We start from the raw sequence: 23,159 nt of genomic DNA on the forward strand, positions 1-23,159 counted from the left end.
GGCTCAGTTCGAGGCCACCAGCGCGTCATAGCCCGCGGTGAAACCTTTGAGCGACAGCGACAGGTCCACGGTCTGATCCGGTGCGACGACCGGCACGATCGTCAGCTTGGCCTTCGCGCCGCGCTTGAACCCGCTGATTTCTTCCGGGGTGAACCCGATGCGGGCGAAACAGCCCGCGGCGCTGCACCAGGAAAACGGATAGCGCTTGGCGGGGTTGCTGTCGACCGACAGGCGCACCTGCTGTGTCAGCAGGGTTTCCAGCGGCGTCACGATGGTGGCACCGGCCGCGGCGCCGGCGCTTTCGGGCAGGGTGAAGATGCTTATCTCGGCGACGGGGTTGCCGGTTTCATCATTCAGAAGCTGATAGAGCTGGCACGGATCTTCCTGCCCTTCGGGGGCATGGACGCAGCGCATGTGCCAGTCTTCGAAGCTTTGCTTGATATAAGTTTCGCCGACCTTATCGTCGGCGGCCTCCTCGCCCATCGAGATGCCGGGGTCGGCCGGCGTGGCCGCACCGGGCTGTTCCGTCGGGGTGTCGCTATCCTGGGCAAAGAGCGGGCTCGCCATCGCCAGCGGCATTGCCAGGGCCAGGGTCTTGAATAGGTTTCGCATCTTGGTCCTTCGGGTTTTCCGGTCGTTGCCGGAGCATTTAACACGGGGCCAGGCCGGTGTCAGGCCGAAAGCGCGGGGAAACCCGCGCGGTTTCGGCAAAATTGCGCCGCTTGGCCGGGTGGCTGAAAACGCGCATGAAAAAAGGGCCCCGAAAGACCCCTTTCCCTTGTTTTTGCTCCCCGTCGGACTGGCCGACTTAGTCATTGGGCGAAACGCTACGGCGAATGGTCGCATGGGTCAACAGGAATTTCCGCCCGCTCACGGCGTCGGGAACTGGCCGGAAAAATGGCCGCGCCAAAGAGGGCGCGGCCAGTCTGACAGGGAGGAAGTCCAGCCCCCGCGACGGCGGGGACAGATCAACACTGGCGCAGAAACGTTAAGTAAGTATTTTGACCGCAACAAAAATGCCGACAGAGGGAGTGTTTGGTGGTGAGCGACGGAATTTTCATCGGCGGCGGTGGCGAGGGATACGGCACCCCCCAGACCCTGAAGCTGGGCTACGCTAACCGCCACGGGCTGATCGCCGGGGCCACCGGAACCGGCAAGACGGTGACCCTGCAGATCCTGGCCGAAGGGTTTTCGGCGGCGGGCGTTCCGGTGTTCCTGTCCGACATCAAGGGTGATCTTTCGGGGCTGGCCGCGCCCGGATCGGAAAACTTCAAGCTGCATGGCGCCTTCACCGAACGGGCCAGGACCATCGGTCTGAGCCTCGAATACGCGGGCTTTCCGGTCACCTTCTGGGATCTGTTCGGCGAACAGGGCCACCCGGTGCGCACCACGGTCGCCGAGATGGGCCCGCTGCTGCTCTCGCGCCTGCTGGAGCTGTCCGAGGCGCAGGAGGGCGTGCTGAACATCGCCTTCCGCGTGTCGGACGAACAGGGGCTGCCGTTGCTGGATCTCAAGGATCTGCAGGCGCTGCTGGTCTGGGTCGGGGAAAACCGGGGCGATCTGTCGCTGCGCTACGGCAACGTGTCCACCGCCTCGATCGGGGCAATCCAGCGGCGGCTGCTGGTGCTGGAAAACCAGGGCGGGGCGCTGTTGTTCGGCGAACCGGCGCTGGATCTGGCGGACCTGATGCAATGCGATGCCGACGGGCGCGGCCGGATCAGCGTGCTGGCGGCCGACAGGCTGATGGGCTCGCCCCGGCTTTACGCGACTTTTCTGCTGTGGCTCTTGTCGGAGCTGTTCGAGGAACTGCCAGAGGTGGGCGACCCCGACAAGCCGAAGCTGGTGTTCTTCTTCGACGAGGCGCATCTGTTATTCGACGACGCGCCCAAGGCGCTGGTGGACAAGGTGGAACAGGTGGCGCGGCTGATCCGGTCAAAGGGGGTCGGCGTCTATTTCTGCAGCCAGAACCCGGCCGACATCCCCGAAGATATCCTCGGCCAGCTTGGCAACCGGTTTCAGCACGCGCTGCGCGCCTTTACCGCGAAAGACCGCAAGGAGCTGCGCATGGCCGCGGAGACCTATCGCGACAACCCGCGCTTCTCGACCGAAGACGCGATCCGCGAGGTCGGCGTGGGCGAGGCGGTGACCTCGATGCTCGAGAAGAAGGGCGTGCCGGGCGTGGTGGAGCGCACCCTGATCCGCCCGCCCTCGTCACAGCTCGACCCGCTGGACGCGGCCGCGCGCGCGGCGGTGATGGCGGCCTCGCCGGTGGCGGGGAAATACGAGGCGACGCTCGATCGGTTGTCGGCCCATGAGATGCTGGCCCAACGCGCCGAAGACGCCGCCCGCGCAGCGCAGGAGGCCGAACGCGCGGAAGAAGAGGCCAGCGCCGCCGAGCGTGACTACAAGGCCGGGCGGCGCTATTCGGGCACGCGCGTCAGCCGGTCATCATCACGTTCCAGCCGGGACGACAGCCTGGGATCGGCGCTGAGCGAGGCCGTTATCAAAGAGCTGAAGGGCACCACCGGGCGGCGCATCGTGCGCGGCATTCTGGGCGGGCTGTTCAAGGGGCGCTAGGATCACTCCAGCGGCCTGATCTTCAGCCGGGTGATCCGGTTGTCCTTGCGCGCGCAGACTTCGAAGCGGAAGCCGTGAAAGCTGAAGACCTGCCCTTCGGACGGGATCATCTGCGCCTCGTGGATCACCAGCCCGGCGACGGTGTTGGCCTCGTCATCGGGCAGGTTCCAGTCGGTGGCGCGGTTGAGGTCGCGGATCGTCATGGCGCCATCCACCAGGAAATGCCCCTCGTCGTCGGAGCGGCGGATCGGATGCTCGGCGTCGATGTCGAATTCGTCGGTGATTTCGCCCACGATCTCTTCGAGAATGTCCTCCAGCGTGATCAGCCCCTGCAGCGCGCCATATTCATCGACCACCAGCGCGAAATGGGTCCGGCGGCGCAGGAATTCGCGCATCTGATCGTCGAGCGTGGTGGTCTCGGGCACGAAGTAGGGCTTCATCGCCACGTCCAGCACCTTGAACGCCGCCAGCGCGTCGGCCGAGGCATCGGGCCCGCGCATCAGCTTGTTCATCGCCCGCAGCAGATCCTTGGCGTGGATCACGCCCACGATGTTCTCGGGTTCGTCACGGAACACCGGCAGGCGGGTGTGCGGGCTTTCCAGCGATTTCGAAAGCAGCACCTCGGGCGGCTCGGAGGCGTCCAGCATCTCGATGTTGGAGCGGTGCAGCATGATCTCCTCGACCGTGCGATCGCTCAGATCCAGCGCGCCCAGGATGCGGTCACGGTCTTCCTTTTCCACCACACCCTCGGAATGGCCAAGCTGAAGCGCGCCGGCGATTTCCTCGCGCACCGCCAGGATGTGGCTGTCGGGGTCGATCCGCACGCCGAACAGCGACAGCACCCCGCGCACCAGCGCGCGCACGGCCCCGACGACGGGCGAGAAGATCAGGATGATCAGCCGGATCACCGGCGAAACCCGCGCGGCGGCGGTTTCGGCATTGGTGATGGCATAGGTCTTTGGCAGCACCTCGGCGAAGATCAGCACCAGCAGCGTCATCACCAGCGTCGAAAGCGCCACGCCGGTATCGCCGAACATCCGGGTAAACAGCGAGGTGGCCAGCGAGGCCGCCAGGATATTCACCAGGTTGTTGCCCAGCAGGACCGAGCCGATCAGCCGCTCGTTATCCTCGGTGATCTTCAGCGCCGCCTCGGCGCCCTTCGACCCCCTGTCGGCCTGCGCGCGCAGCTTGCCGCGCGAGGCGGCGGTCAGCGCGGTTTCGGAGCCGGAAAAGAAGGCAGACAGGATCAGCAGGCCAAGGATGCCGGCGCAGGTCAGCCAGAAAGCGGTATCAAGGGCAGGGATGGTGGTCATGGGGGTTCCGGAAGCTGTTCATCCGACTTATGGGCGCGCCGCGCCGCGCGATCAAGAGACTGTGGGATCGCGCGCCAGCGGGTGATGTTCGAGCACCAGTTGCCTGAGCCGCTCGTCCAGCACATGGGTATAGATCTCGGTGGTGGAGATATCGGCGTGGCCCAGCAGCGTCTGGATCACCCGCAGATCGGCGCCGCCAGCCAGCAGATGGGTGGCGAAGGCGTGGCGCAGCGTGTGCGGCGTGACCTTGGCGGGATCGACCCCGCCCGCCACGGCAAGCTCCTTGATCAGCGCATAGAAGCGGTGCCGGGTCAGGTGGCCGTCTTTCGACCGTGTGGGAAACAGGAACCGGCTGGCCTTGCGCCCGTCGGCCTTGGCGGCCTCTTCGGCCGCGTCGCGATGCGCCAGCCAGGCGGCCAGCGCCGCGCGCGCCGGCGGCGACAGGGGCACCATCCGTTCCTTGCCGCCCTTGCCGCGGATCAGCAGCATGCGCGGATCGCCCCGCGCCGCCGACGCCGGCAGCGAGACCAGCTCGCTGACCCGCATGCCGGTGGCGTAGAGAAGCTGCATCAGACAGGTGTTGCGCAGCCGGTCGCGGCCGGTCCCGGCGGCATCCAGCAGCCTGTCCACCTCTTCGAGGCTCAGGGTCTTGGGCAGGCGCTTTTCCTTGCCGGGGCCCTTGATCTGCAGCGCCGGATTGTCGGTGCGCCATCCTTCGTCGAAGGCAAAGCGGTAAAGCTGCCGGATCGCCGACAGGCGCCGGGCGCGGGTGGCGCGGGCCAGCCCCTGGGCATCGCAGAAGATCAGATAGGCCTCGACATCCTCACGGCCGGCCGTGTCGAATGCCTTGGCCCGGCCTTCCAGCCAGCCCGCGAAATCCTTCAGATCGCGGGCATAGGCGAGCTGTGTATTGGTGGCCGCATCCAGCTCTGCGGCCTGGGCTTCCAGAAAACTCTGCACCCAGCGCGCGCTTTCGGGGGTCATCCGCGCCGCTCCAGAATCATCAGTTCCAGCCCGGCACGGCGCGCCACCTCTTCCAGCCCGACCCGGCGGAACAGCGCCAGGCCGTCGGTCACGTCGGTCACGTCGCCGCGCGCGCCGTCGCCGACAAGGCGGATCGCCTTGAGAATGGCCTCGCCGGTATTGCCGTCGCGCAGATTCGCGGCGAAGGCGGGGGCAAGCGGCGCGTCGGCAAAGGCCTCCTGCACCGCCATCGCGGTTTGCCCGGCGGCGCGCTGTTGCGACAGATCGCCCATGGCCAGCGCTTTCAGAAACGCCTCGGTGCTGTCCTGCGGCGTGTGGGCGCGGGCGATGGCTTCGTACCCGTCCGACAGCAGCCCGATGCGAAAGGCCAGCGCCGCCACCTTGCCGCTCAGCGGGATGCGGGCCAGCCGCTCGCCGTAAAGCTGCGCGAAAGGCGCCTCGAGCCCGGCCCCGGTGATCTGTTCCCAGGCCGGATGCAGCGCGTTGGCCACCGCGACCGGATCGCCCGACAGCACGGCGACGTCGAATTGCTGAACCGCCTCAACCCTGTCCCAGACCCCGCCGGAGGCGGCCGGGAGACGTTCGGTATAGACGCCCAGCAGCCGGTTGGGGGCGATGGCGCCGCTGCGGGCCAGGCGTTCGGCGGCCTCCACCCGCGGTTTCCACCCGGCGGTGGAGCGCAGGTCGGCCTGCGCGAAGGCCAGCGGAAGCGGCGCGGTGGGCAGCGGTTCGCCGATCGCCTCCATCATCCGAAAGACCAGCGGGCTGGGCCGGGGCGGGGCGGGCAGCGGGTCGGCCCCGTCGGCGAATTCGGGATCGAGAAAGCGCAGCAGCAGCGCGTCATCCTCGGGCGCGATATATCCCAGCGCCTTGCCCGTCTCCAGCGTCAGCATCGCGGCATTCCAGTCGCCACCGCGGGCCAGACAGAAGATGCGGGCGGGAAAGGTGGGGGCGATGCCCGGCGCGGCGCGCATGGCGGCGCAGGCGCGATCCTCGTGCCCGGTCAGCAGGGACACGTCGAACCAGCGGCGGAACAGCGCCGGGTCGGTCGGGCCGGCCCGCTCCAGCAGCGCCTGCGCCGCCTCCACCGCGCCGAGATCCAGCAACTTGTCGAGCCGGGCCAGCAGCAGGCGATCCTTGCCATCGGCATCCGCCGGCGGATCAAGCTCGGCCAGCAACAGCGTGTAGAGCAGGGCCTGCACCGAGGGCAGTGCCTCTACATGTGCCGCGCCGATCAGGCGGGCAAGCTCGGCCTCGGGGGTGGTGCCCCACAGGCCACGGGGCAGGCCGGTGGCCGCGGCGGGCAACAGGCCCACAGCATCGCGGCTGGGCGCGTCGAGCGCGGTGACGGTGATGGTTTCGGGCGCGGCGCTGTCGGCGACATCGGCTTCGCCCAAAGGGGCCGGAGCCCGCGGCGCGGAGACCGAGTTGGACAGCCAGTCGATCGCCGAAAGCGGCTCTTCGGCCCTCAGGCCGGTGCCCCCAAGGGCAAGGCCAAGCGCCAGAACCGCGATGTTAGTCCGCATCCAGTGTCACCGGTTGTCTGACTTCCTGTCTGTCCGGACGCAGATCGCCCAGATAGGCAAAGCCGACAAGCGCGACAAAGCCCAACAGAAGAAGAAGAACAAGCGCCTTCAGAATTCGCCCCATAATGCCTGCCTTTATTGCCCCGCTTCTGCGGTGTGATGAATTAATGCCGATTATATATGGAATTCCGGCCGAGTTCACGCCATTGAGGAACGAAATTTGAAATACTTGGCGAGAGGTTGCCCAACTTGGGCTGGCGGTTGAAGAAAACGGTGGTGATGGTCGGCATGATGGGGGCCGGAAAGACAGCGGTCGGCACCAGCCTTGCGCGGCGTCTCGGGGTTCCGTTCCTGGACAGTGACGAAGAGATCGTGAAAGCCGCCAACATGTCGATCGCCGAGATTTTCGCACGCGATGGCGAGGCGTTCTTCCGGCGCAAGGAATCGCAGGTGATTTCCCGCCTGCTGGAAACCGAGCGCTGCATTCTGTCCACCGGCGGCGGCGCGTTCCTGTCGGAGCAGAACCGCAGGGCGATTTCCGAAAAGGGGGTGGCGGTCTGGCTGAAGGCCGATTTGCCGCTGCTGTGGAACCGGGTGCGCCACAAGGACACCCGACCGCTGCTGCGCACCTCCGATCCCTACCGCACCCTGAGCGAGATCTACGAGGCGCGGGTGCCATTCTACGCGACGGCCGATCTGGTGGTGGAGGCGCGCGACGAATACTCCGTGGATGACATGGCCGACGCGGTGATCGACGCGCTGAAGAAACGGCCCGACGTGTTGGGGAAGGATTGAGCATGGCGCTGGAAACCGTACAAGTGCCGCTGGGCGACCGGGCCTATGACATTCGCATCGACACCGGGCTGATCGCCCGCGCCGGGGCCGAGATCGCCCCGCTGCTGCACCGGCCGCGCGTTGCCGTGCTGACCGACGAGAATGTCGCCGCCCTGCATCTCGAGCCGCTGCGCGCCGGGCTGGCGGCTGCCGGCATCGACATGGCCGCGCTGATCCTGCCGCCGGGCGAGGCGACCAAAAGCTGGCCGCAGTTCACCCGCGCCGTCGAATGGCTGATCGAACAGAAGGTCGAGCGCCGCGACGTGGTAGTGGCGCTTGGCGGCGGGGTGATCGGCGATCTGGCCGGGTTCGCGGCGGCCGTCCTGCGCCGCGGGGTGCGGTTCGTACAGATCCCGACCTCGCTTCTGGCGCAGGTCGACAGCTCGGTCGGCGGCAAGACCGGCATCAACTCGCCCCACGGCAAGAACCTGATCGGCGCGTTTCACCAGCCCTCGCTGGTGCTGGCCGACATTGCCGTTCTGGAAACCCTGCCACCGCGCGATTTTCTGGCGGGATACGGCGAGGTGGTGAAATACGGGCTGCTGGGCGATGCGGCGTTCTTTGACTGGCTCGAGGCCGAGGGTCCGGCGCTGGCCCGGGGCGATCGCGCCGCGCGCGCCCGTGCGGTGCGCCGGTCTTGCGAGATGAAGGCCGACATCGTGGTGCGCGACGAGACGGAGCAGGGCGACCGCGCGCTCTTGAACCTGGGCCACACCTTCTGCCACGCGCTGGAGGCCGCCACAGGCTATTCCGATCGTCTGCTGCATGGCGAAGGCGTGGCCATAGGCTGTGCGCTGGCCTTTGATCTGTCGTCGCGCATGGGGCTGTGCAGCCAGGAAGAGCCGTCACGCGTGCGTGCCCATCTGGCGCAGATGGGCATGAAGAAAGACCTGTCCGACATTCCCGGCGCGCTGCCCGATGCCGATGCGCTGATCGCGCTGATGGGGCAGGACAAGAAGGTGCTCGACGGCAAGCTGCGCTTCATTCTGGCGCGCGGGATCGGCGCGGCTTTCGTGACCTCCGACGTGGATCTGGGCGCGGTCCGGTCGGTGCTGGCGGACTCTGCCGCCTGAGCCTACGCTGCTTGGCAGAAATCTTGATGTGGATCATGGCTGCCCCGTGGTGGCGCCGATAGCTCTTTGCGCACAGCCCGATAACTGGGCATGCGGGGCAGCACGACGTCTGTCACTTCATAGATGGAACATCCGATGTCGGACATCATCACCAAATACAGCATCAAACTGCGCGAACTTCTGAAAGATAGCGAGGCCCGGCTCAAATCGGTCTCTGCCAGGATCGCCGAAAGCGCCGAGGATGCGCGCGATGTGGCCGCAGAGCAGCTTGAGGTGTTGGAAAAGAACGCGGAAAAGGCTCAGGCATCGCTCAAGACCGCGCGGGATGACGTGGCCAACTGGCTCGACGATCCCGAGGAAAAGGTAAAGGCGTGGATGCACGAGCGCGATGTCGCGCGCCTTGAGGGGCGCGCCAAGCGGGCCGAGCGCTATGCCGAGGCCGCATCCGAAGTGGCCAAGGCCAGCATGGAATCCGCCGAAATGGCGACCCTGCAGGCAAAGCTGGCCCGGATGGACGCCGAGGCGGCCAAGGGCGAGGCCTGATCTTTCGAAGCATCGCGCCACGTTGCCGATGCCGTTATGCCCTGGCGCCATGCGCCGGGGCATTTTCTTTTGCAATCAATTGACTGGGCGGCGACTCTCAGGCCGCGCCTCAGCGCTTGCGGCCGCTGATCACCATCAGCTCGCCGATATTCTCTCGGGTGATATAACCGATCATCCGGCCCGCCTGATCCGTCACCGCCACGGCGGGGGCATTGCCCTGGGACAGCCCGTCGAGCGCCTTGTCGAGCCGCGCGGTCAGCGCCACCGAGGGGATGCCCGTGGTCACGATGTCGGCCATTTTTCGCGGCGGCTGATCGCCCGCGGCGGCCTGGAAAATCGCGTTGCGGGTGACAAACCCTTTCAGCGTGCCATCGCTGTCCAGCACCGGGAATTCGTGCTGCGTGGTACGGATCAGCGCGGCCGACGCCGCCTGTATCCCGTCGTCGGGCCGCAGGCTTTCGAAGGCGGTGATCATCGCCTCGCGCGCCAGCAGGTTTTTCGCCATGTCGCGCAGGGCCACATCGGAGCTTTCGGCCGCCGCCGCCATGAACACGAAAATCGCGATCAGCAGCAACACCGGGTTGCCCGAGGTGAGGCCCAGAAAACCCAGGGCGAAGGCCAGGAACTGGCCCGCCGTGGCGGCGATCCGGGTGGCCTGCACCCGGTCCATGAACAGGGCCAGCACCGCGCGGAACACGCGGCCGCCATCCATCGGGAAGGCGGGCAACAGGTTGAACAGCGCCAGGAACAGGTTCACCGCCGCCAGACGGCCCAGAAAGCTTTGTGCCGGGTTTTCGATCGCCGCCAGCGCCTCCAGCCGGGTTTCGACACCGAAGATCAGCGCCAGAACAAGGTAGATCACGATGTTCACCGCCGGCCCGGCCAGCGCCACCGTGATTTCCTGAAGCGGCTTTTCCGGCATCCGTTCCAGCCGCGCCATGCCGCCGATAGGCAAAAGCGTGACATCGGGCGTCTTGATCCCGTAACGGCGCGCGGTCAGCGCATGGCCGAACTCATGCGCCACCACGCAGGCGAAAAGCGCGATCACGAACAGGATGTTTTCCACCGCTGCCGGCGTGCCGCCTACCATATAGGCCGCCGCGCCGATCCACAGCAGCAGCAGAAAGAAGGTGGCATGCACCCGAAGCTCGGTGCCGAACAATCTGCCGATGGGAAAGGACCAGGTCATGGGCCGCGCCTTTTGTCAGGGAAGACGGAGGGACTCAGAACGGGATTTCGTCATCCAGATCGCCTGCCGGCGCCGGGCCCGAGGGGCCGCCGCCGAAATCACGCTCCGACCGGCCGGAATCGTAGCCGCCGCCATAGCCGCCACCCTGACCGCCGCCGCCACCGCCGCTGCTTTCGCCGCGGCTATCCAGAAGCGTCAGCTCGCCCTTGTAGGGGCGCAGCACAACCTCTGTCGAATAGCGGTCGGCGCCGCTCTGATCCTGCCATTTGCGGGTTTCGAGCTGGCCCTCGATATACACTTTCGAGCCTTTGCGCAGATATTGCTCGGCGATCCGCGCCAGAGGTTCCGAAAAGATCGCGACCGAGTGCCATTCGGTCTTTTCCCGCCGCTCGCCGGTGTTGCGGTCTTTCCAGTTTTCGGATGTGGCGATCCGCAGGTTGCAGACCTTGCCGCCATTCTGAAAGCTCCGCACCTCCGGGTCTCGGCCCAGGTTGCCCACCAGAATTACCTTGTTCACCGATCCAGCCATGCGTCGCTCCCGTAGAATCCGTTCCGTTTGTCTGCTCCGGTTACACCATCCCGGCAAGGTTAATGGAAGGTGAAACTTCGCGGGCAGGGCCCCGCATTTGTGGAAAACCGCGCGTAAACCGAAGATATACGGCCGCCGTCCGGCCCGGCCTCCATCCTCCGGTTTATTCCCGAACCCCGGCGCGGCAGCCAGTTTGGCCCCAGCGCCGGACTGACCCGGCTGCATATGACAGGAGCCTCGAACATGCGCTTTCCCACCTTTCGCACCATCACCCTGACCGCCGCGGCGACCCTTGTCGCCGGGGCCGCCCTGGCCAGCGGCGCCGAACGCTCGCGCGGCGAGACCGCCGGGCAGGCGCGCAGCGGCTATACCGAACAGATGCGCCACGAAAACACCGAGCGTGTCCGCACCCGTCTTAAGGCCGATGGCTACGAGCTGCGCAGGCTCGAGCAGGAAGACGGCCGGTTCGAAGCCCACGCGCTGAAGAACGGGAAGCGGTTCGAGCTTTACCTCGACAAGGGGCTGAACATCCTGCGCAGCAAGGCGGACGACTGATCACGGCAAAGGCGCGCGGCAGCCGATCCGCCGCGCGCTGACGGCCGGCCCCGGGGCCATCGGCATAAACCCGCCGCTCTCGGGGCTGGCGGCGTGGCGATTTCACGTTATGATGGCGCGCAAGAAAAACCCCGGGGGACGGTGTAATGCGCGCAGCACAGGTGCTTGCCATCGCGGCAATCGGTCTGTTTTCAACGCAGGCCGGGGCCGATACCACGGTCAGTTCCAAGGCGCGCGCGCTTTTGTTCCAGTCCCAGACCCGGCTGCTCGATTCGCGCGCCGCGTCGCAATATTCCAGCTCCGACCGTCTTCAGCCCGCGCGCGTGAATGTGCCGGGCCGCAGCAGCCCGTCTTACAGCGGCGCCTACAAGGGCGCGTATCTGGAGGTCGCAAGGGCCGCCGCGCGGCGGCACGGGGTGCCCGAGGATCTGTTCCTGCGCCTGATCCAGCAGGAAAGCGGCTGGAACCCGCGCGCCAAAAGCCACAAGGGCGCCATCGGGCTGGCGCAGCTTATGCCCGGCACCGCCCGCCACCTGCGCGTCGATCCGCATGACCCGCATCAAAACCTCGACGGCGGCGCGCGCTACCTGCGCCAGCAATACGATACGTTCCGCAACTGGCGGCTGGCGCTGGCGGCCTATAACGCGGGGCCGAAAGCGGTGGAAAAGCACGGCGGCGTGCCGCCTTATCGCGAGACGATGAATTACGTTCAACGCATCTGGGGCAGCTGATCAGCGCCCCTCGGGGCCCTCATACTGCCGTTCCACCTTTGCCACCCGCAGCGTGTAATGGCTGTACCAGCGCTCCTTGCCCAGTTTCTGCGCCAGCGCGTGTTGGGCCACGGTCTTCCACGCCAAAAGCGCGGCCTCATCCGCCCAATAGCTGACGGTAATACCGGGGCCATCCGTCGTGCGTGCGGAATCGACGCCCAGATAGCCGGGCTGCTGCGCCGCCAGCGTGGCCATACGTTCGGCCATGGCGTCATACCCCGCGAGGTCATCGCCTTGCAGCGAGGCAAAGATCACCGCGTAGCAGGGCGGTTGGGTCAGGGGGCAAAGCAGGGTCATTCGGGGCTCCTGTCGGGGCGGCGGGCGGGGAGCAGCCGCAGGATACGGCCATCCATCGCGGCCAGACCAGCGGCGATCAGCGCCATGCCCGCCAGATGCCGCGGCGCCAGCACCTCGTCCAGCACGGCGATTCCCAGAATAATCGCACTGACCGGCACAAGGAAGGTCACAAGCGAAAGGTTGGTGGCCCCCGCGCTGGACAGGATGCGGAAATACAGCACATAGGCCAGCGCGGTCGACAGCACCGCCAGCCCCGCCAGCGCGCCCAGCGTTTCAGGGCCGGGCAGAGGCAGCGTCCAGGGCCGGTCGATCAGCAGCATCAGCGGCCACAGCATCACGCTGGCGGCGGTGACCTGCCCGGTGGCGGTGGCCAGCGGCGCCACCCCGAGCGCGCGAAACCGGCGCCCGAAGATACCCGCAAAGGCATAGGACAGCGCCGCCGCAAGGCAGGCCAGCTGCGCCAGAACATCCCGGCCCAGCGCCGCCATCGCTCCGCCGCCGATCATCACCGCGACCCCGGCCAGCCCGAGGGCGACCCCGGCCAGGCGCGGCGGCGTGAGCTTTTCATCGCGGGTCAGCACATGCGCCACGAGCACGGTGAACAGCGGCGTGGTGGCATTCAGGATAGACGCCACGCCCGAGGCGATATGCGACTGGCCCCAGACGATCAGGCTGAACGGGATCACGTTGTTCAACAATCCCATGCCGAAAAAGGCGGCCCAGATCCGCGGCGCGCGCGGCAGGCGCACCCCTGCGATCCTGCAGATCGCGATCAACACCAGCGCGGCCAGGCTGACGCGGCAGACCACAACGGTGAGGGTGGGCAAGTCGCGCACCGCGAGTCCGTTGAAGAAGAACGACCCGCCCCAGAGCAACGACAGCGCGATCAGCATCGCCCATTCGGCGGGAGACATCGGTCTGGCGGCGGGCTGTGACATGGTTTGCCTGTATCTATGGGGCGTCCTTCCCCAAAAAGGCCATCACGCCGTGCCGCACAACCCGCTTCCTGCGCATTGGGGCAGGCGCGCGCCGGTTATTCCGCCGCGAGCTTGATGACCGGCTCCATCGTGGCCAGTTCGTCGTCCGGCAGGTGGCATTTCATCTGATGCCCGCCCTCCAGCACCCGCATCGGCGGCACCACTGTGTCGCACAGATCGCCGGGCACCCGGTCCTTCCAGCCGCAGCGGGTCTGGAAAGGGCAGCCGGGCGGCGGGTTCATCGCCGAGGGGATATCCCCCTCCAGCACGATGCGCTTTTTATGAACGCTGGTGTCGGCGATCGGCACGGCAGACAAAAGCGCCTCGGTATAGGGGTGATAGGGCGGCGTAAAGACCTGTTCGGTCGTTCCCAGCTCGACCACATGGCCCAGATACATGACCATGACCCTGTCGGACAGATAGCGCACGATGCTGAGGTCGTGGGAGATGAACAGGAGGGTCGTCTTCTCTTCGCGCTGGATATCCATCAGAAGATCGGTCACCGCGGCCTGCACCGAAACGTCGAGCGCCGAAACAGGCTCGTCCGCCACCACGATCCGGGCACCGCCGGCAAAGGCGCGGGCGATGCCCACGCGCTGTTTCTGCCCGCCCGAAAGCTGCCTCGGCATCCGGTTGGCGAAAGCGCGCGGCAGCTTGACCAGATCGAGCAGTTCCAGCATCCGCGCGCGGCGGGCATCCTCGCTGTCGCCGACGCCGAAGATCTCCAGCGCGCGCATGATCTGGCGGCCGACGGTCATCGACGGGTTCAGCGTGTCGAACGGGTTCTGGAACACCATCTGGATATCCGACACCGTCTTGGTGCCGCGCTTCTGAATCGGGATGTCCTGTATCTCGCGGTTATCGAGCAGGATGGTTCCGTCGGTGGCGGTTTCAAGCCCCATCAAAACCTTGGCGAGCGTGGATTTTCCGCAGCCGGATTCACCGACGATGGCCAGCGTCTCGCTCTCGCGCGCCTCGAAGCTGAGGGTCTCGTTCGCCTTCACCACCCGGGTGTTGCCCCCGCCGAACAGGGCATTGGCCGCGACCTCGTAATATTTCTTCAGGTCCTCGACCTTCAGAACCACGTCGCCCACCTCGGCCTTGGCCTGTTTCGGCGCGGCCACCGGCGGCGCGGTCCAGTCGATCTCTCGGAACCGGATGCAGCGGGTTTCGTGCCGGTCGTCGCCCCGGACACGGACCATGGGAATATCCTGGGCATCGCAGCGCCCGGCCTCGAAATAATCGCAGCGGGGGCCGAAATTGCACCCCGGCGGGCGCTCGTGCGGCAACGGGAAATTGCCCGGAATGGCGACCAGCGGATGCGCGTTCTTGTCGGCCCCGGGCAAGGGGATCGAGCGGAACAGCGCCTGGGTATAGGGGTGCTGCATCTCGTCGAACACATCCTCGATCGAGCCGGTCTCGACCGCCTCGCCGGAATACATCACGCACAGCCTGTCGCAGGTTTCCAGAACCAGCCCCAGATTGTGAGAGATGAACAGCATCGACGTGCCGTATTTGCGGCCCAGATCCTTGACCAGATCGACGATGCCCGCCTCGACCGTCACATCCAGCGCGGTGGTGGGCTCATCAAGGATCAGCAGGCTGGGCTTGGACATCAGCGCCATGGCAATGACGATGCGCTGCTGCTGCCCGCCCGAAAGCTGATGCGGATAGCTGTTGAGGATGCGCCGGGGATCGGGCAGGCGCACATCCTCGACCACCTGCAGCGCCAAGGCGCGGGCCTCTTGCGCGGATTTGCCCTCGTGGATCATCGGCACTTCCATCAGCTGCTTGCCGATCTTCATCGCCGGATTCAGGCTGGCCATGGGCTCCTGATAGATCATCGCGATTTCAGAGCCGCGAATGTGGCGCAGCTCTTCGGCGCTCATCTCGTTCAGATCACGGCCCTTGAACCGGATCGAGCCGCCGGTGATGCGGCCGTTCACGCCCAGATCCTGCATCACCCCCAGCGCCACAGTGGATTTGCCGCAGCCGGATTCGCCGACCAGGCCCATCGCCTCTCCGGGTTGTACGGTGCAGGAAAAATCCATCACCGCCGGGATTTCCCGCAGCCGGGTGAAAAAGCTGATCGACAGATTGTCGATCTCCAGGATCGGGCCGTCATAATCCCATTTGGTCATGGTCTTTTCCTTTCGCGCGGTCCGGGAAAAATCTTCACGAAGATTTTTCCGGCAGAAGATTTTTCGTGAAAAATCTTCATGGCTCAGTCCTTCAGGCTTTCTTCACGCAAACCGTCGGCAAGCAGGTTCAGCCCCAGCACCAGGCTCATCAGCGCCAGCGCCGGCGGCAGGGCCGGGTGCGGATAGATCGACAGCAAGCGCCGCCCTTCGTTGATGGTCGATCCCCAGTCCGGGCTCTCGGGGCTCACGCCAAGGCCGAAAAAGCCCAGCGTGCCCAGCAGGATGGTCGTGTAACCGATGCGCAGGCAGAAATCGACGATCAGCGGCCCGCGCGCGTTGGGCAGAATCTCCCACAGCATGATATACCACGCGCCTTCGCCGCGGGTCTGGGCCGCGGCCACGTAATCGCGGGTGTGGATGTCCATCACCAGCCCGCGCACGATGCGGAAAACAGTGGGCGCGTTCACGAACACCACCGACACGAACACGATCAGCACGTTGCCGGGCATCGAGATCAGGCCGAACGGATCCGCGTCGAAGGCCAGACCGACATAGAGCCAGCCGCCGAACAGCACCGTGACCGCGACCAGGATGTTGCGTGTCACCGGCCGGGTGAAATAGCGCGAGTTCCACATGATCAGCAGAAACAGGATCGGGAACAGAAACAGCACCGCCGCCATATATGTGGGGATGCCGGAGGCCACGATCTCGGGCGTGACCAGCAGATAGAACAGAAGGATCACCGGGAAGGCCAGCACCAGGTTGGCGATGAACGACAGCACCGTGTCGAGCTTGCCGCCGAAATAACCCGCGGGCAGGCCCAGCGTGATGCCCACCATAAAGGCGAAGAGCGTGGCCGCCGGCGCGATCTTCAGTACCGCGCGCGCGCCCATCACCATGCGGCTGAACACGTCACGGGCCAGGTTGTCGCCGCCCAGAAGGTAATAGGGGAAACCCCCGCCGTCGCCCGGCACCGTCACGCCGGGGCTCTTGTTCTTGAGCCCGGAAATCACCTGAATGGGATCGTGGGTGGCGATCATGTCGGCGAACAATGCGGTGAAGACCCAGAACATGACCAGCGCGAAACCGACCATACCGATCGGGCTGTCGAACAGCTTGCCATAGAGGCCCAGCCGGCGCTTGAACGTGATCGACAGCGCGAAGGTGACCAGCAGCGCAATCCAGACCGGCAGGAACCGCGTCACGACATGGCCGATGATACCCTTGGCCGGCCCCTGAAGGGCGATGCCGCCGACAATCCAGATCAGCACCACCGCGACGACGCCGAGGAAACTGTATTTCGCAAGGCGTCCGGCCATCACGGCCGGGCCGCCCGTTTCCTCTCCATACCCGGCGCGGGCGGGGGCGGGCAGGGCGATGGCCAGGGCGATTTGCGCCACCACGGCGATGACGAAGAGCAGGGACAGCCCCGCCAGAAACGGGGTGAGGGCGCTCAGGCTGCCTGTCCAGGTCAATGGCTCCATGTCCGGGCCCTCCTTTACGATATGCGGATGCGCGGGTTCAGGAAGACATAGCCGATATCGGAAATCAGCTGTGTCACCAGAACCACGAGCACCGCGACGATCGAGCAGCTGAGCAGCAGTTCGATGTCATTGTTCGATGCGGCCGAGACAAGCGTCCAGCCGAATCCCTTGTAGTTGAACAGCGTCTCGACGATCACCACACCGGTGAGAAGCCAGGGAAACTGCAGCATGATCACCGTGAACGGCGCGATCAGCGCGTTGCGCAGCGCGTGTTTCAGAACGATGTTGCGGAAGCTTACCCCCTTCAGCCGGGCGGTGCGGATATACTGCGCCGTCATCACCTCGGCCATCGAGGCACGGGTCATCCTGGCGATATAGCCCATGCCGTAGAGCGCCATGGTGGCCACGGGCAGGGTGAAATTCTCGAATGTGATGCCGTCCATGGCGCTGGTGGCAGAGCCCTTGAACAGGGTTTTCCCCTCGATCCAGCCCCAGCCGTTCAGCAGCGGACCCAACCCGATCCGCGACGAGGCCAGCAGCGCGATCAGGATGACGCCCGAAACATATTCCGGCGTCGCGGTGGAGGCGATGGACAGGGTGGAAAGCGACCGGTCGAGCTTGGTGCCCTCGCGCATCCCGGCCAGCACGCCGATGATCAGCGCCAGCGGCACCATCACGATCATGACCCAGAACATCAGGATGCCCGTCAGCCGGAGCCGCGTGCCGATGATGCCCGAAACATCGGCGCGGAACACGGTGGAATAGCCGAAATCGCCCTGAAGCACGCCACAGAACCGGGGCGCGGATTCGACCGGTGTGTTGAAATCGATGCAGCGCCCGGTGGTCTTGCCGTCCTCATCCACCCGGGTCCAGCCGGGCACCACGCCGAGCCATTCGCCGTAGCGCACGAGCATCGGGTTGGCATAGCCGTTCTTTTCCAGCCAGCCTTCGACCTCGGCTTCGGTCATCCGCGCGTTGCCTTGCGTCTTGGCCAGCTTTTCCAGGTTTGGTGCAAGGTTGGTCAGCAGGAAAACCAAGAATGTAAGGCAGATCGCGGTTAGGATCATCACCCCGACCCGTCTGAGTATGAACAGTCCCATATGTCCCCCTGTGGGTGAAACGCGGCGGGCCTTTGCAGAGGGGCGCGAGCGGGCGCCGTCAGGCCGGACGTATCAGAAAGAAGGGGGCGGTCGGCGCCGCCCCCTCCGATTGGTCAGGCTCAGGCCCAGCCAAGATAATGGATGTTGATCTCATCCTTCTGGTGGCGTTCGCCGTTGACGACGCCTTCCTTGGTGTGGCGGTAGACAGAGCGCCAGTAGGGCTGAATGGTCACGCCCTCTTCCTGCATGATCTGTTCGATCCGCTCCATCAGCACGCGCCGCTCGTCATGATCGGCGATGGCCAGCGCCTGCTTCAGCAGGTCGTCGAATTCGGCATTGGCAAAGCCGGACTCGTTCCAGGCCTCGCCCGACCGGTAGGCCAGCGCCAGAACCTGCACGCCCAGTTCCCGGCCGTTCCAGTTGGTCGAGCTGAACGGGTATTTCGTCCAGTCGTTCCAGAAGGTCGTGCCCGGGATGACCGTACGCTTGACCTTGAAGCCGGCATCGCGAAGCTGCGCGGCCAGCGCGTCGGTGGTGTTGCGGCGCCAGTCATCGTCGATGGAAATCAGCTCATGCTCGAAATCCATCATGCCTGCCTCTTCCATCAGGCGCTGCGCCTCGGCGACGTCCTGCTTGATCGGCGGCAGTTCGAAATATTCGGGGTGGATCGGCGCGACATGGTGGTTTTCGGCCGGGGTGCCGCGGCCCGAGTAGCCCAGTTCCAGCAGCACCGCGTTGTCGACGGCCAGTGCCAGCGCGCGGCGGACGCGCACATCGGCATAGGGTTTCATGCCATCGACCTCGGCCAGCTGGTTCGGGCGCAGCGTGATCGTCGAGGCGGTTGCGATTTCCGATTTCACCCAGCCGATCGCGTCGAAGATATCGACGAATTCACCAACGGAATCATAGTTCATGTCGAACTCGTCGGCCTCGGCGCCGGCGACGGTGGCGGCGGGGTCGGTGCCCAGATCGATGAACTCCACCCGGTCAAGATAGGCCTCGCCCCAGTAGGTGTGCTCGGTGTTCTTTTCCTGAACCGACTTCACGCCGACCTCGTATTCGGTGACCTTGTAGGCCCCGGTGCCGACGCCGTGATCCATCGGATTGGTGCCGATCAGGTCTTTGTGCTGCACGGCGGCGGGATAGTCGGCGATACCGGCGATGATGGTGATGTCCGAGGTCGGCAGCGTCAGCTTGACGGTCAGCGGATCGACGATTTCGATCGACCCTTCGATGGCCTTGCCGGTGGTCTCGTCCACGAGCGAGCTCATGCGGGCGGCCATGGAATTGCCCTCGACGGTCTTGTCGGTCCAGCCGTGGAAATTGGCGGCCACGTCTTCGGCGGTGAAATCGTCGCCGTTGTTCCATTTCACACCGGGGCGCAGGTGCAGCATGTACTCGGTGGCGTCGTCATTGACCTCCCAGCTTTCCAGCAGCATGCCCTTGAACGTACCGTCGCGGCGCACCTCGACCAGATATTCAAGGAAGCCGCGGGTCAGGTTGCCCATCTGGCTGAAGTCATAGCTGCGCGGATCCTTCACCGCCAGCACCTGCATCTGAATGCGCAGGCTGCCGCCCATCTTGGGCTTCATCTCGTGCGACGCGGCGTTGGCCTCGGCGGTCAGGCCGCCAAGCGCGTAGATCGTCGCCGCCGAGGCGCCAAGGGTGGAGGCGCGGGCGAGAAACTCGCGGCGGCTAAGCTTGCCGGCTTTGAATTCCTCGGCATACATGCCGACTGCGGGGTGCAGCGGTTTGCCGTTGATTGTCGGATGAGTCATCTTTTTCTCCCTGCGAGAGTTTGTGCATTTCTGTGATCTAGCGTTCCCGGCCGCCGCATTCGGCGGGGTGCCCCGCGCGCCGGCGTTGCATGCCAATGCCTTTCCGGCGCCATTCGGCACCAGTTCCCGACACGCGTCAACGCCCGGATTCGCCATGCTGTGGTCTGAAAACGACATTGACGCGCAACAAAAACGACATCACCCCGTTTTGCAACCCAATGCAGCGAAAATAAAACCTTTATCCGGCTCAGTGGCCGGTGCGGAAACTGCGCGGGGATTGCCCGCAACGGCCCTGAAACGCCCGCGTGAAATAGGCCGGAGACGCGAAACCGAGCTCTGCCGCGATCTGTTTCACCGGCTTGCGCGTGTCGGCCAGCAGGCGTCGGGCCTCTGAAAACTTGCGCTCCGCCAGGAATTCGGAGGCGGTGCTGCCGCAGGTCTGCTTGCAGACGCGGGTCAGGTGGGTGGAGGTGACGCCAAGCCTTTCGGCATAGTAGGACACGCCGCGGCCGGTGTGAAAATCCTTTTCCACCAGTTCGCTGAACCGGCGCGCCAGTCTGCGGCTGGCCGAATTGGCGGCAAGATCGTCTTCCTGCTGCTGCATCACCCGTTCCAGCCAGACCGACAGCAGGCCGGCATAGGCCTGGATCGAGCGTTCGCGGCCCGGGCGGTCGCCATCCGCCTCGCGTTGAAGCTGATCCAGGATGCCGGTCAGTTCGGCCTGGGTCTGGGCGTCGCGGATGCGCAGGTGAACCGGCCGCTCGGGGAAGGGCGGGCCGGAAAGGCGGCCCAGAAACAGCGCGGTGCCGAAGACCTGCGCGCCCAGTTCGAACGCGTACATGGTGCCGGCGGGGATGAAGACGGCGTTATGGGCACCGAAGCCGCGCGCGGTGCCGCCGACCGTGAGCCGGCCCTGACCGCGCGTGAACCACAAGAGTTGATCCGACGAATAGCTGCGCATCGCGCCCGCGCGCCAGCGCCCGCCCTGTGTCAGCAGGGAAATCGGAGACAGGCGAATTCCTGTGTCATGCATCATGGCGGCCCCCCGGCCCAGTGCGTCTTGAATATGGCCGGAGTCTAGCGGCGCGCTGACCAAAGGGAAGCCGGAACAATGTATGAAAAGTGATGTTTGGAACGCCTGTTGTGCGTCGGCGACAGGTTATTGTGCCGAAATCTGCTGCCATTCCCGCATTCTTGCACGAAACCATGTGCGCTGCCGTTTGGCGTATTGGCGCGAGGCCGTCTTGGCGCGGGCGGTTGCCTCTTCGAGAGACAGTTTGCCCTGAAGATGGGCGATCAGCTCGGGCGCGCCGATGGCTCTGGACGACAGATGCGCCGGGTTCCAGCGGGCAAGGTTGGCGCGCACCTCGTCGAGCACGCCGTGGCGCAGCATGGCGTCGAAGCGCCGGTCGATCCGCGCGGCCAGCCAGTCACGGTCGGCCTGCAGCACGAAGGCCTGGGCACGGGCCAGCGGCAAAAGCGCCGGCGGCGTTTGCGCCTGCCAGGCGGCCAGACCCTTGCCGGTGGCCTGCAGCACCTCCCACGCGCGCTGCACCCGCATCGGGTTCAGCGGATCGACCCGCGCCCGGGTTTCGGCGTCCAGCTCGGCCAGAAGCGCCTGATGCCCTTCGGCCAGCCTGCGCCGGTCGGCCAGGGCGCGCAGATCGGCCGGGGTTTCGGGGATCTCGGCCAGCCCTTCGGTGAGCGCGGTGAAATAGAGCCCCGTGCCGCCGACGACGATCGGCCGCGCCGCCCCGGCCAGAATCGGCGCCACCTCGCGCAGCCAGTGGCCCACGGAATAGTCGGCGTCATAGGGCACGTGGCCATACAGGGCATGCGGCGCGCGGGCCTCTTCCTCGGGGCCGGGGCGGGCCGTCAGGATGCGCCAGTTCTCGAAAACCTGCAGCGCATCGGCATTGACGATAACGCCGCCCTCCGCCTCGGCCAGGGACAGTGCGAGGGCGGATTTGCCGCTGGCGGTCGGCCCGGCGATCAGGACCGGGCGCGCGGGATCTGTCTTTGGCAGGGGCAATGCGCGGCTGGCCTCGTGTTATCCGTTGAACCTTTTGTGCTTTTCCGACATTTTGCGCCCGAGGCCAAGTATAGCACCGGGACAGGATCATATGAGTGACGCCAGGACCAACAAACCGACGCGCACCTACAAGCGGGTTCTTCTGAAAATCTCCGGTGAGGCGCTGATGGGCGATCAGGGTTTCGGGCTGCACCCGCCCACGGTCGAGCGCATTGCCCGCGAGGTGAAAAGCGTTCACGACATGGGCGTCGAGATCTGCATGGTCATCGGTGGCGGCAACATCTTTCGCGGCCTTCAGGGCAGCGCCCAGGGCATGGAGCGGACGACCGCCGATTACATGGGAATGCTGGCCACGGTGATGAACGCGCTGGCCGTGCAATCGGCGCTGGAGGGCGTGGGGGTCTACACCCGCGTGGTGTCGGCCATTCCGATGGATCAGGTGTGCGAGCCCTATATCCGCCGCCGCGCCGTGCGGCATCTGGAAAAGGGCCGCGTGGTGATCTTCGCCGCCGGCACCGGCAACCCCTATTTCACCACCGACACCGCCGCGACCCTGCGCGCCAATGAAATGGCCTGCGAGGCGATCTTCAAGGGCACCAAGGTGGACGGCGTCTATGACAAGGACCCGGTGAAACACGCCGATGCGAAACGCTATGACGAAATCACGTATGACGACGTGCTGGTGAAGAACCTGAAGGTGATGGATGCGTCGGCCATCGCGCTGGCCCGCGACAACAACCTTCCGATCATTGTCTTCTCTCTGGACGAACCCGGCGGGTTCGTCGGGATCCTGGCCGGGGAAGGCACCTATACAATCGTACACGGATGACGCTATAGCAGGGGCAGCCCGCCAAGAGGCGCCGAACGACAAGAAGCGAGTGAAGAGCATGGCAGACGAAGAGATTGAAGTTGATCTGGACGACCTGCAGCGCCGGATGGACGGCGCGATGGCGGCACTGAGGCAGGAATTCGCCTCGCTGCGCACCGGCCGCGCCTCGGCGTCGATGCTGGAGCCGGTGATGGTCAATGCCTACGGATCTCCGACCCCCATCAACCAGGTCGGCACGGTCAACGTTCCCGAACCGCGCATGGTCACGGTGAATGTCTGGGACAAATCGCTGGTCGGCGCCGTCGAGAAGGCGATCCGCGAGTCGGGGCTGGGCATCAACCCGCAGACCAACGGCACCATCATCATGCTGCCGATCCCCGAGCTGAACGAAGAGCGCCGGCGCGAGCTGACCAAGGTCGCCGCGCAATATGCCGAACACGCCCGCGTTGCCATTCGCAACGTGCGCCGCGACGGCATGGATCAGCTCAAGAAAGCCAAGGCCGGCGGGATGAGCGAAGACGAGCACAAGATCTGGTCGGACGAGGTTCAGGAGCTGACCGACGCTGCCATTTCCAAGGTGGATACCGCATTGGAAACGAAGCAACAGGAGATCATGCAGGTTTAACCC

Annotated in this window: 23 protein-coding genes; 8 read left to right on the forward strand and 15 right to left on the reverse strand. The window is 65.4% G+C overall.

Annotated elements, in window-relative coordinates:
* Window positions 1-3: 3 nt before the first annotated feature.
* Entirely contained in the window at window positions 4-612 is a 609-nt protein-coding gene (locus TQ29_RS08420; RefSeq protein ID WP_054538786.1) for an invasion associated locus B family protein, read from the reverse strand.
* 429 nt (window positions 613-1,041) lie between these two features.
* On the opposite strand from TQ29_RS08420, the gene TQ29_RS08425 reads away from it, so the two are divergent.
* Window positions 1,042-2,577 carry a helicase HerA-like domain-containing protein gene (locus TQ29_RS08425; RefSeq protein ID WP_054540378.1) on the forward strand — a complete coding sequence of 512 codons (1,536 nt, stop codon included), beginning with the start codon at window positions 1,042-1,044 and terminating at the stop codon, window positions 2,575-2,577.
* 2 nt (window positions 2,578-2,579) lie between these two features.
* On the opposite strand, the gene TQ29_RS08430 is transcribed toward TQ29_RS08425, so the two are convergent.
* The 4 genes from TQ29_RS08430 to TQ29_RS21105 are packed head-to-tail and all read right to left on the reverse strand — an operon-like array spanning window position 2,580 to window position 6,524.
* Window positions 2,580-3,890: an HlyC/CorC family transporter gene (locus tag TQ29_RS08430; RefSeq protein ID WP_037205420.1), complete on the reverse strand. Its 1,311-nt coding sequence runs from the start codon at window positions 3,888-3,890 to the stop codon at window positions 2,580-2,582.
* 51 nt (window positions 3,891-3,941) lie between these two features.
* On the reverse strand, window positions 3,942-4,874 hold the full coding sequence (locus TQ29_RS08435) for a site-specific tyrosine recombinase XerD (RefSeq protein ID WP_054538787.1): 933 nt from the start codon (window positions 4,872-4,874) through the stop codon (window positions 3,942-3,944).
* On the reverse strand, window positions 4,871-6,400 hold the full coding sequence (locus tag TQ29_RS08440) for a hypothetical protein (protein ID WP_054538788.1): 1,530 nt from the start codon (window positions 6,398-6,400) through the stop codon (window positions 4,871-4,873). Before TQ29_RS08440 ends, TQ29_RS08435 begins: the two co-directional genes overlap by 4 nt.
* Window positions 6,390-6,524, reverse strand: coding sequence for a hypothetical protein (locus tag TQ29_RS21105; protein ID WP_255353416.1), 135 nt, complete (start codon window positions 6,522-6,524; stop codon window positions 6,390-6,392). The genes TQ29_RS08440 and TQ29_RS21105 overlap by 11 nt, the downstream gene beginning before the upstream one ends.
* A gap of 125 nt (window positions 6,525-6,649) precedes the next feature.
* On the opposite strand from TQ29_RS21105, the gene TQ29_RS08445 reads away from it, so the two are divergent.
* The 3 genes from TQ29_RS08445 to TQ29_RS08455 all read left to right on the forward strand — a co-directional run bounded on the left by TQ29_RS08445 (window position 6,650) and on the right by TQ29_RS08455 (window position 8,850).
* Complete coding sequence (locus TQ29_RS08445; protein ID WP_082386580.1) at window positions 6,650-7,195, forward strand: shikimate kinase; 546 nt, start codon at window positions 6,650-6,652, stop codon at window positions 7,193-7,195.
* A 2-nt stretch (window positions 7,196-7,197) separates the two neighbouring features.
* Window positions 7,198-8,307: a 3-dehydroquinate synthase gene (gene aroB / locus TQ29_RS08450; protein WP_054538790.1), complete on the forward strand. Its 1,110-nt coding sequence runs from the start codon at window positions 7,198-7,200 to the stop codon at window positions 8,305-8,307.
* A gap of 135 nt (window positions 8,308-8,442) precedes the next feature.
* The gene (locus TQ29_RS08455; protein ID WP_157445553.1) at window positions 8,443-8,850 is read left to right on the forward strand and encodes a hypothetical protein; all 408 of its coding nucleotides are present in this window, start codon (window positions 8,443-8,445) and stop codon (window positions 8,848-8,850) included.
* Between the two features lie 109 nt (window positions 8,851-8,959).
* Here the strand turns inward: TQ29_RS08455 and TQ29_RS08460 are convergent, their stop codons facing one another.
* Both TQ29_RS08460 and ssb read right to left on the reverse strand, forming a co-directional pair.
* Window positions 8,960-10,039: a site-2 protease family protein gene (locus tag TQ29_RS08460; RefSeq protein WP_054538792.1), complete on the reverse strand. Its 1,080-nt coding sequence runs from the start codon at window positions 10,037-10,039 to the stop codon at window positions 8,960-8,962.
* Between the two features lie 34 nt (window positions 10,040-10,073).
* Window positions 10,074-10,568, reverse strand: coding sequence for a single-stranded DNA-binding protein (gene ssb / locus TQ29_RS08465; protein ID WP_054538793.1), 495 nt, complete (start codon window positions 10,566-10,568; stop codon window positions 10,074-10,076).
* 243 nt (window positions 10,569-10,811) lie between these two features.
* Between ssb and TQ29_RS08470 the strand changes: the two genes are divergently transcribed.
* Together TQ29_RS08470 and TQ29_RS08475 are read left to right on the forward strand one after the other, a co-directional pair.
* Window positions 10,812-11,123 carry a PepSY domain-containing protein gene (locus TQ29_RS08470; protein WP_054538794.1) on the forward strand — a complete coding sequence of 104 codons (312 nt, stop codon included), beginning with the start codon at window positions 10,812-10,814 and terminating at the stop codon, window positions 11,121-11,123.
* Window positions 11,124-11,269: 146 nt separating this feature from the next.
* Window positions 11,270-11,854 carry a lytic transglycosylase domain-containing protein gene (locus TQ29_RS08475; RefSeq protein WP_054538795.1) on the forward strand — a complete coding sequence of 195 codons (585 nt, stop codon included), beginning with the start codon at window positions 11,270-11,272 and terminating at the stop codon, window positions 11,852-11,854.
* On the opposite strand, the gene TQ29_RS08480 is transcribed toward TQ29_RS08475, so the two are convergent.
* The 8 genes from TQ29_RS08480 to miaA form a co-directional block, all read right to left on the reverse strand.
* Complete coding sequence (locus TQ29_RS08480; RefSeq protein ID WP_054538796.1) at window positions 11,855-12,190, reverse strand: antibiotic biosynthesis monooxygenase; 336 nt, start codon at window positions 12,188-12,190, stop codon at window positions 11,855-11,857.
* Window positions 12,187-13,128 (reverse strand): DMT family transporter, encoded by a 942-nt coding sequence (locus tag TQ29_RS08485; RefSeq protein WP_173585961.1) that lies wholly within the window; start codon window positions 13,126-13,128, stop codon window positions 12,187-12,189. The genes TQ29_RS08480 and TQ29_RS08485 overlap by 4 nt, the downstream gene beginning before the upstream one ends.
* A 95-nt stretch (window positions 13,129-13,223) precedes the next feature.
* Window positions 13,224-15,308 carry an ABC transporter ATP-binding protein gene (locus TQ29_RS08490; RefSeq protein ID WP_054538798.1) on the reverse strand — a complete coding sequence of 695 codons (2,085 nt, stop codon included), beginning with the start codon at window positions 15,306-15,308 and terminating at the stop codon, window positions 13,224-13,226.
* A gap of 83 nt (window positions 15,309-15,391) precedes the next feature.
* Window positions 15,392-16,792 carry an ABC transporter permease gene (locus TQ29_RS08495; RefSeq protein WP_054538799.1) on the reverse strand — a complete coding sequence of 467 codons (1,401 nt, stop codon included), beginning with the start codon at window positions 16,790-16,792 and terminating at the stop codon, window positions 15,392-15,394.
* Between the two features lie 14 nt (window positions 16,793-16,806).
* On the reverse strand, window positions 16,807-17,892 hold the full coding sequence (locus tag TQ29_RS08500) for an ABC transporter permease (protein WP_054538800.1): 1,086 nt from the start codon (window positions 17,890-17,892) through the stop codon (window positions 16,807-16,809).
* A 119-nt stretch (window positions 17,893-18,011) separates the two neighbouring features.
* Entirely contained in the window at window positions 18,012-19,670 is a 1,659-nt protein-coding gene (locus TQ29_RS08505; protein ID WP_054538801.1) for an ABC transporter substrate-binding protein, read from the reverse strand.
* 247 nt (window positions 19,671-19,917) lie between these two features.
* Window positions 19,918-20,706 (reverse strand): AraC family transcriptional regulator, encoded by a 789-nt coding sequence (locus TQ29_RS08510; protein ID WP_157445554.1) that lies wholly within the window; start codon window positions 20,704-20,706, stop codon window positions 19,918-19,920.
* 123 nt (window positions 20,707-20,829) lie between these two features.
* Window positions 20,830-21,702 carry a tRNA (adenosine(37)-N6)-dimethylallyltransferase MiaA gene (gene miaA / locus TQ29_RS08515; protein WP_054538802.1) on the reverse strand — a complete coding sequence of 291 codons (873 nt, stop codon included), beginning with the start codon at window positions 21,700-21,702 and terminating at the stop codon, window positions 20,830-20,832.
* Window positions 21,703-21,793: 91 nt separating this feature from the next.
* Between miaA and pyrH the strand changes: the two genes are divergently transcribed.
* Together pyrH and frr are read left to right on the forward strand one after the other, a co-directional pair.
* Window positions 21,794-22,531 carry a UMP kinase gene (gene pyrH / locus TQ29_RS08520; RefSeq protein ID WP_054538803.1) on the forward strand — a complete coding sequence of 246 codons (738 nt, stop codon included), beginning with the start codon at window positions 21,794-21,796 and terminating at the stop codon, window positions 22,529-22,531.
* A 58-nt stretch (window positions 22,532-22,589) separates the two neighbouring features.
* A complete protein-coding gene (gene frr, locus TQ29_RS08525; protein WP_037205448.1) occupies window positions 22,590-23,156 on the forward strand; it encodes a ribosome recycling factor in 567 nt (188 codons plus the stop codon).
* The last annotated feature ends 3 nt before the right edge of the window (window positions 23,157-23,159 follow it).

The organism is Actibacterium sp. EMB200-NS6 (assembly GCF_001305615.1).
Classification (GTDB): domain Bacteria; phylum Pseudomonadota; class Alphaproteobacteria; order Rhodobacterales; family Rhodobacteraceae; genus Actibacterium_A; species Actibacterium_A naphthalenivorans.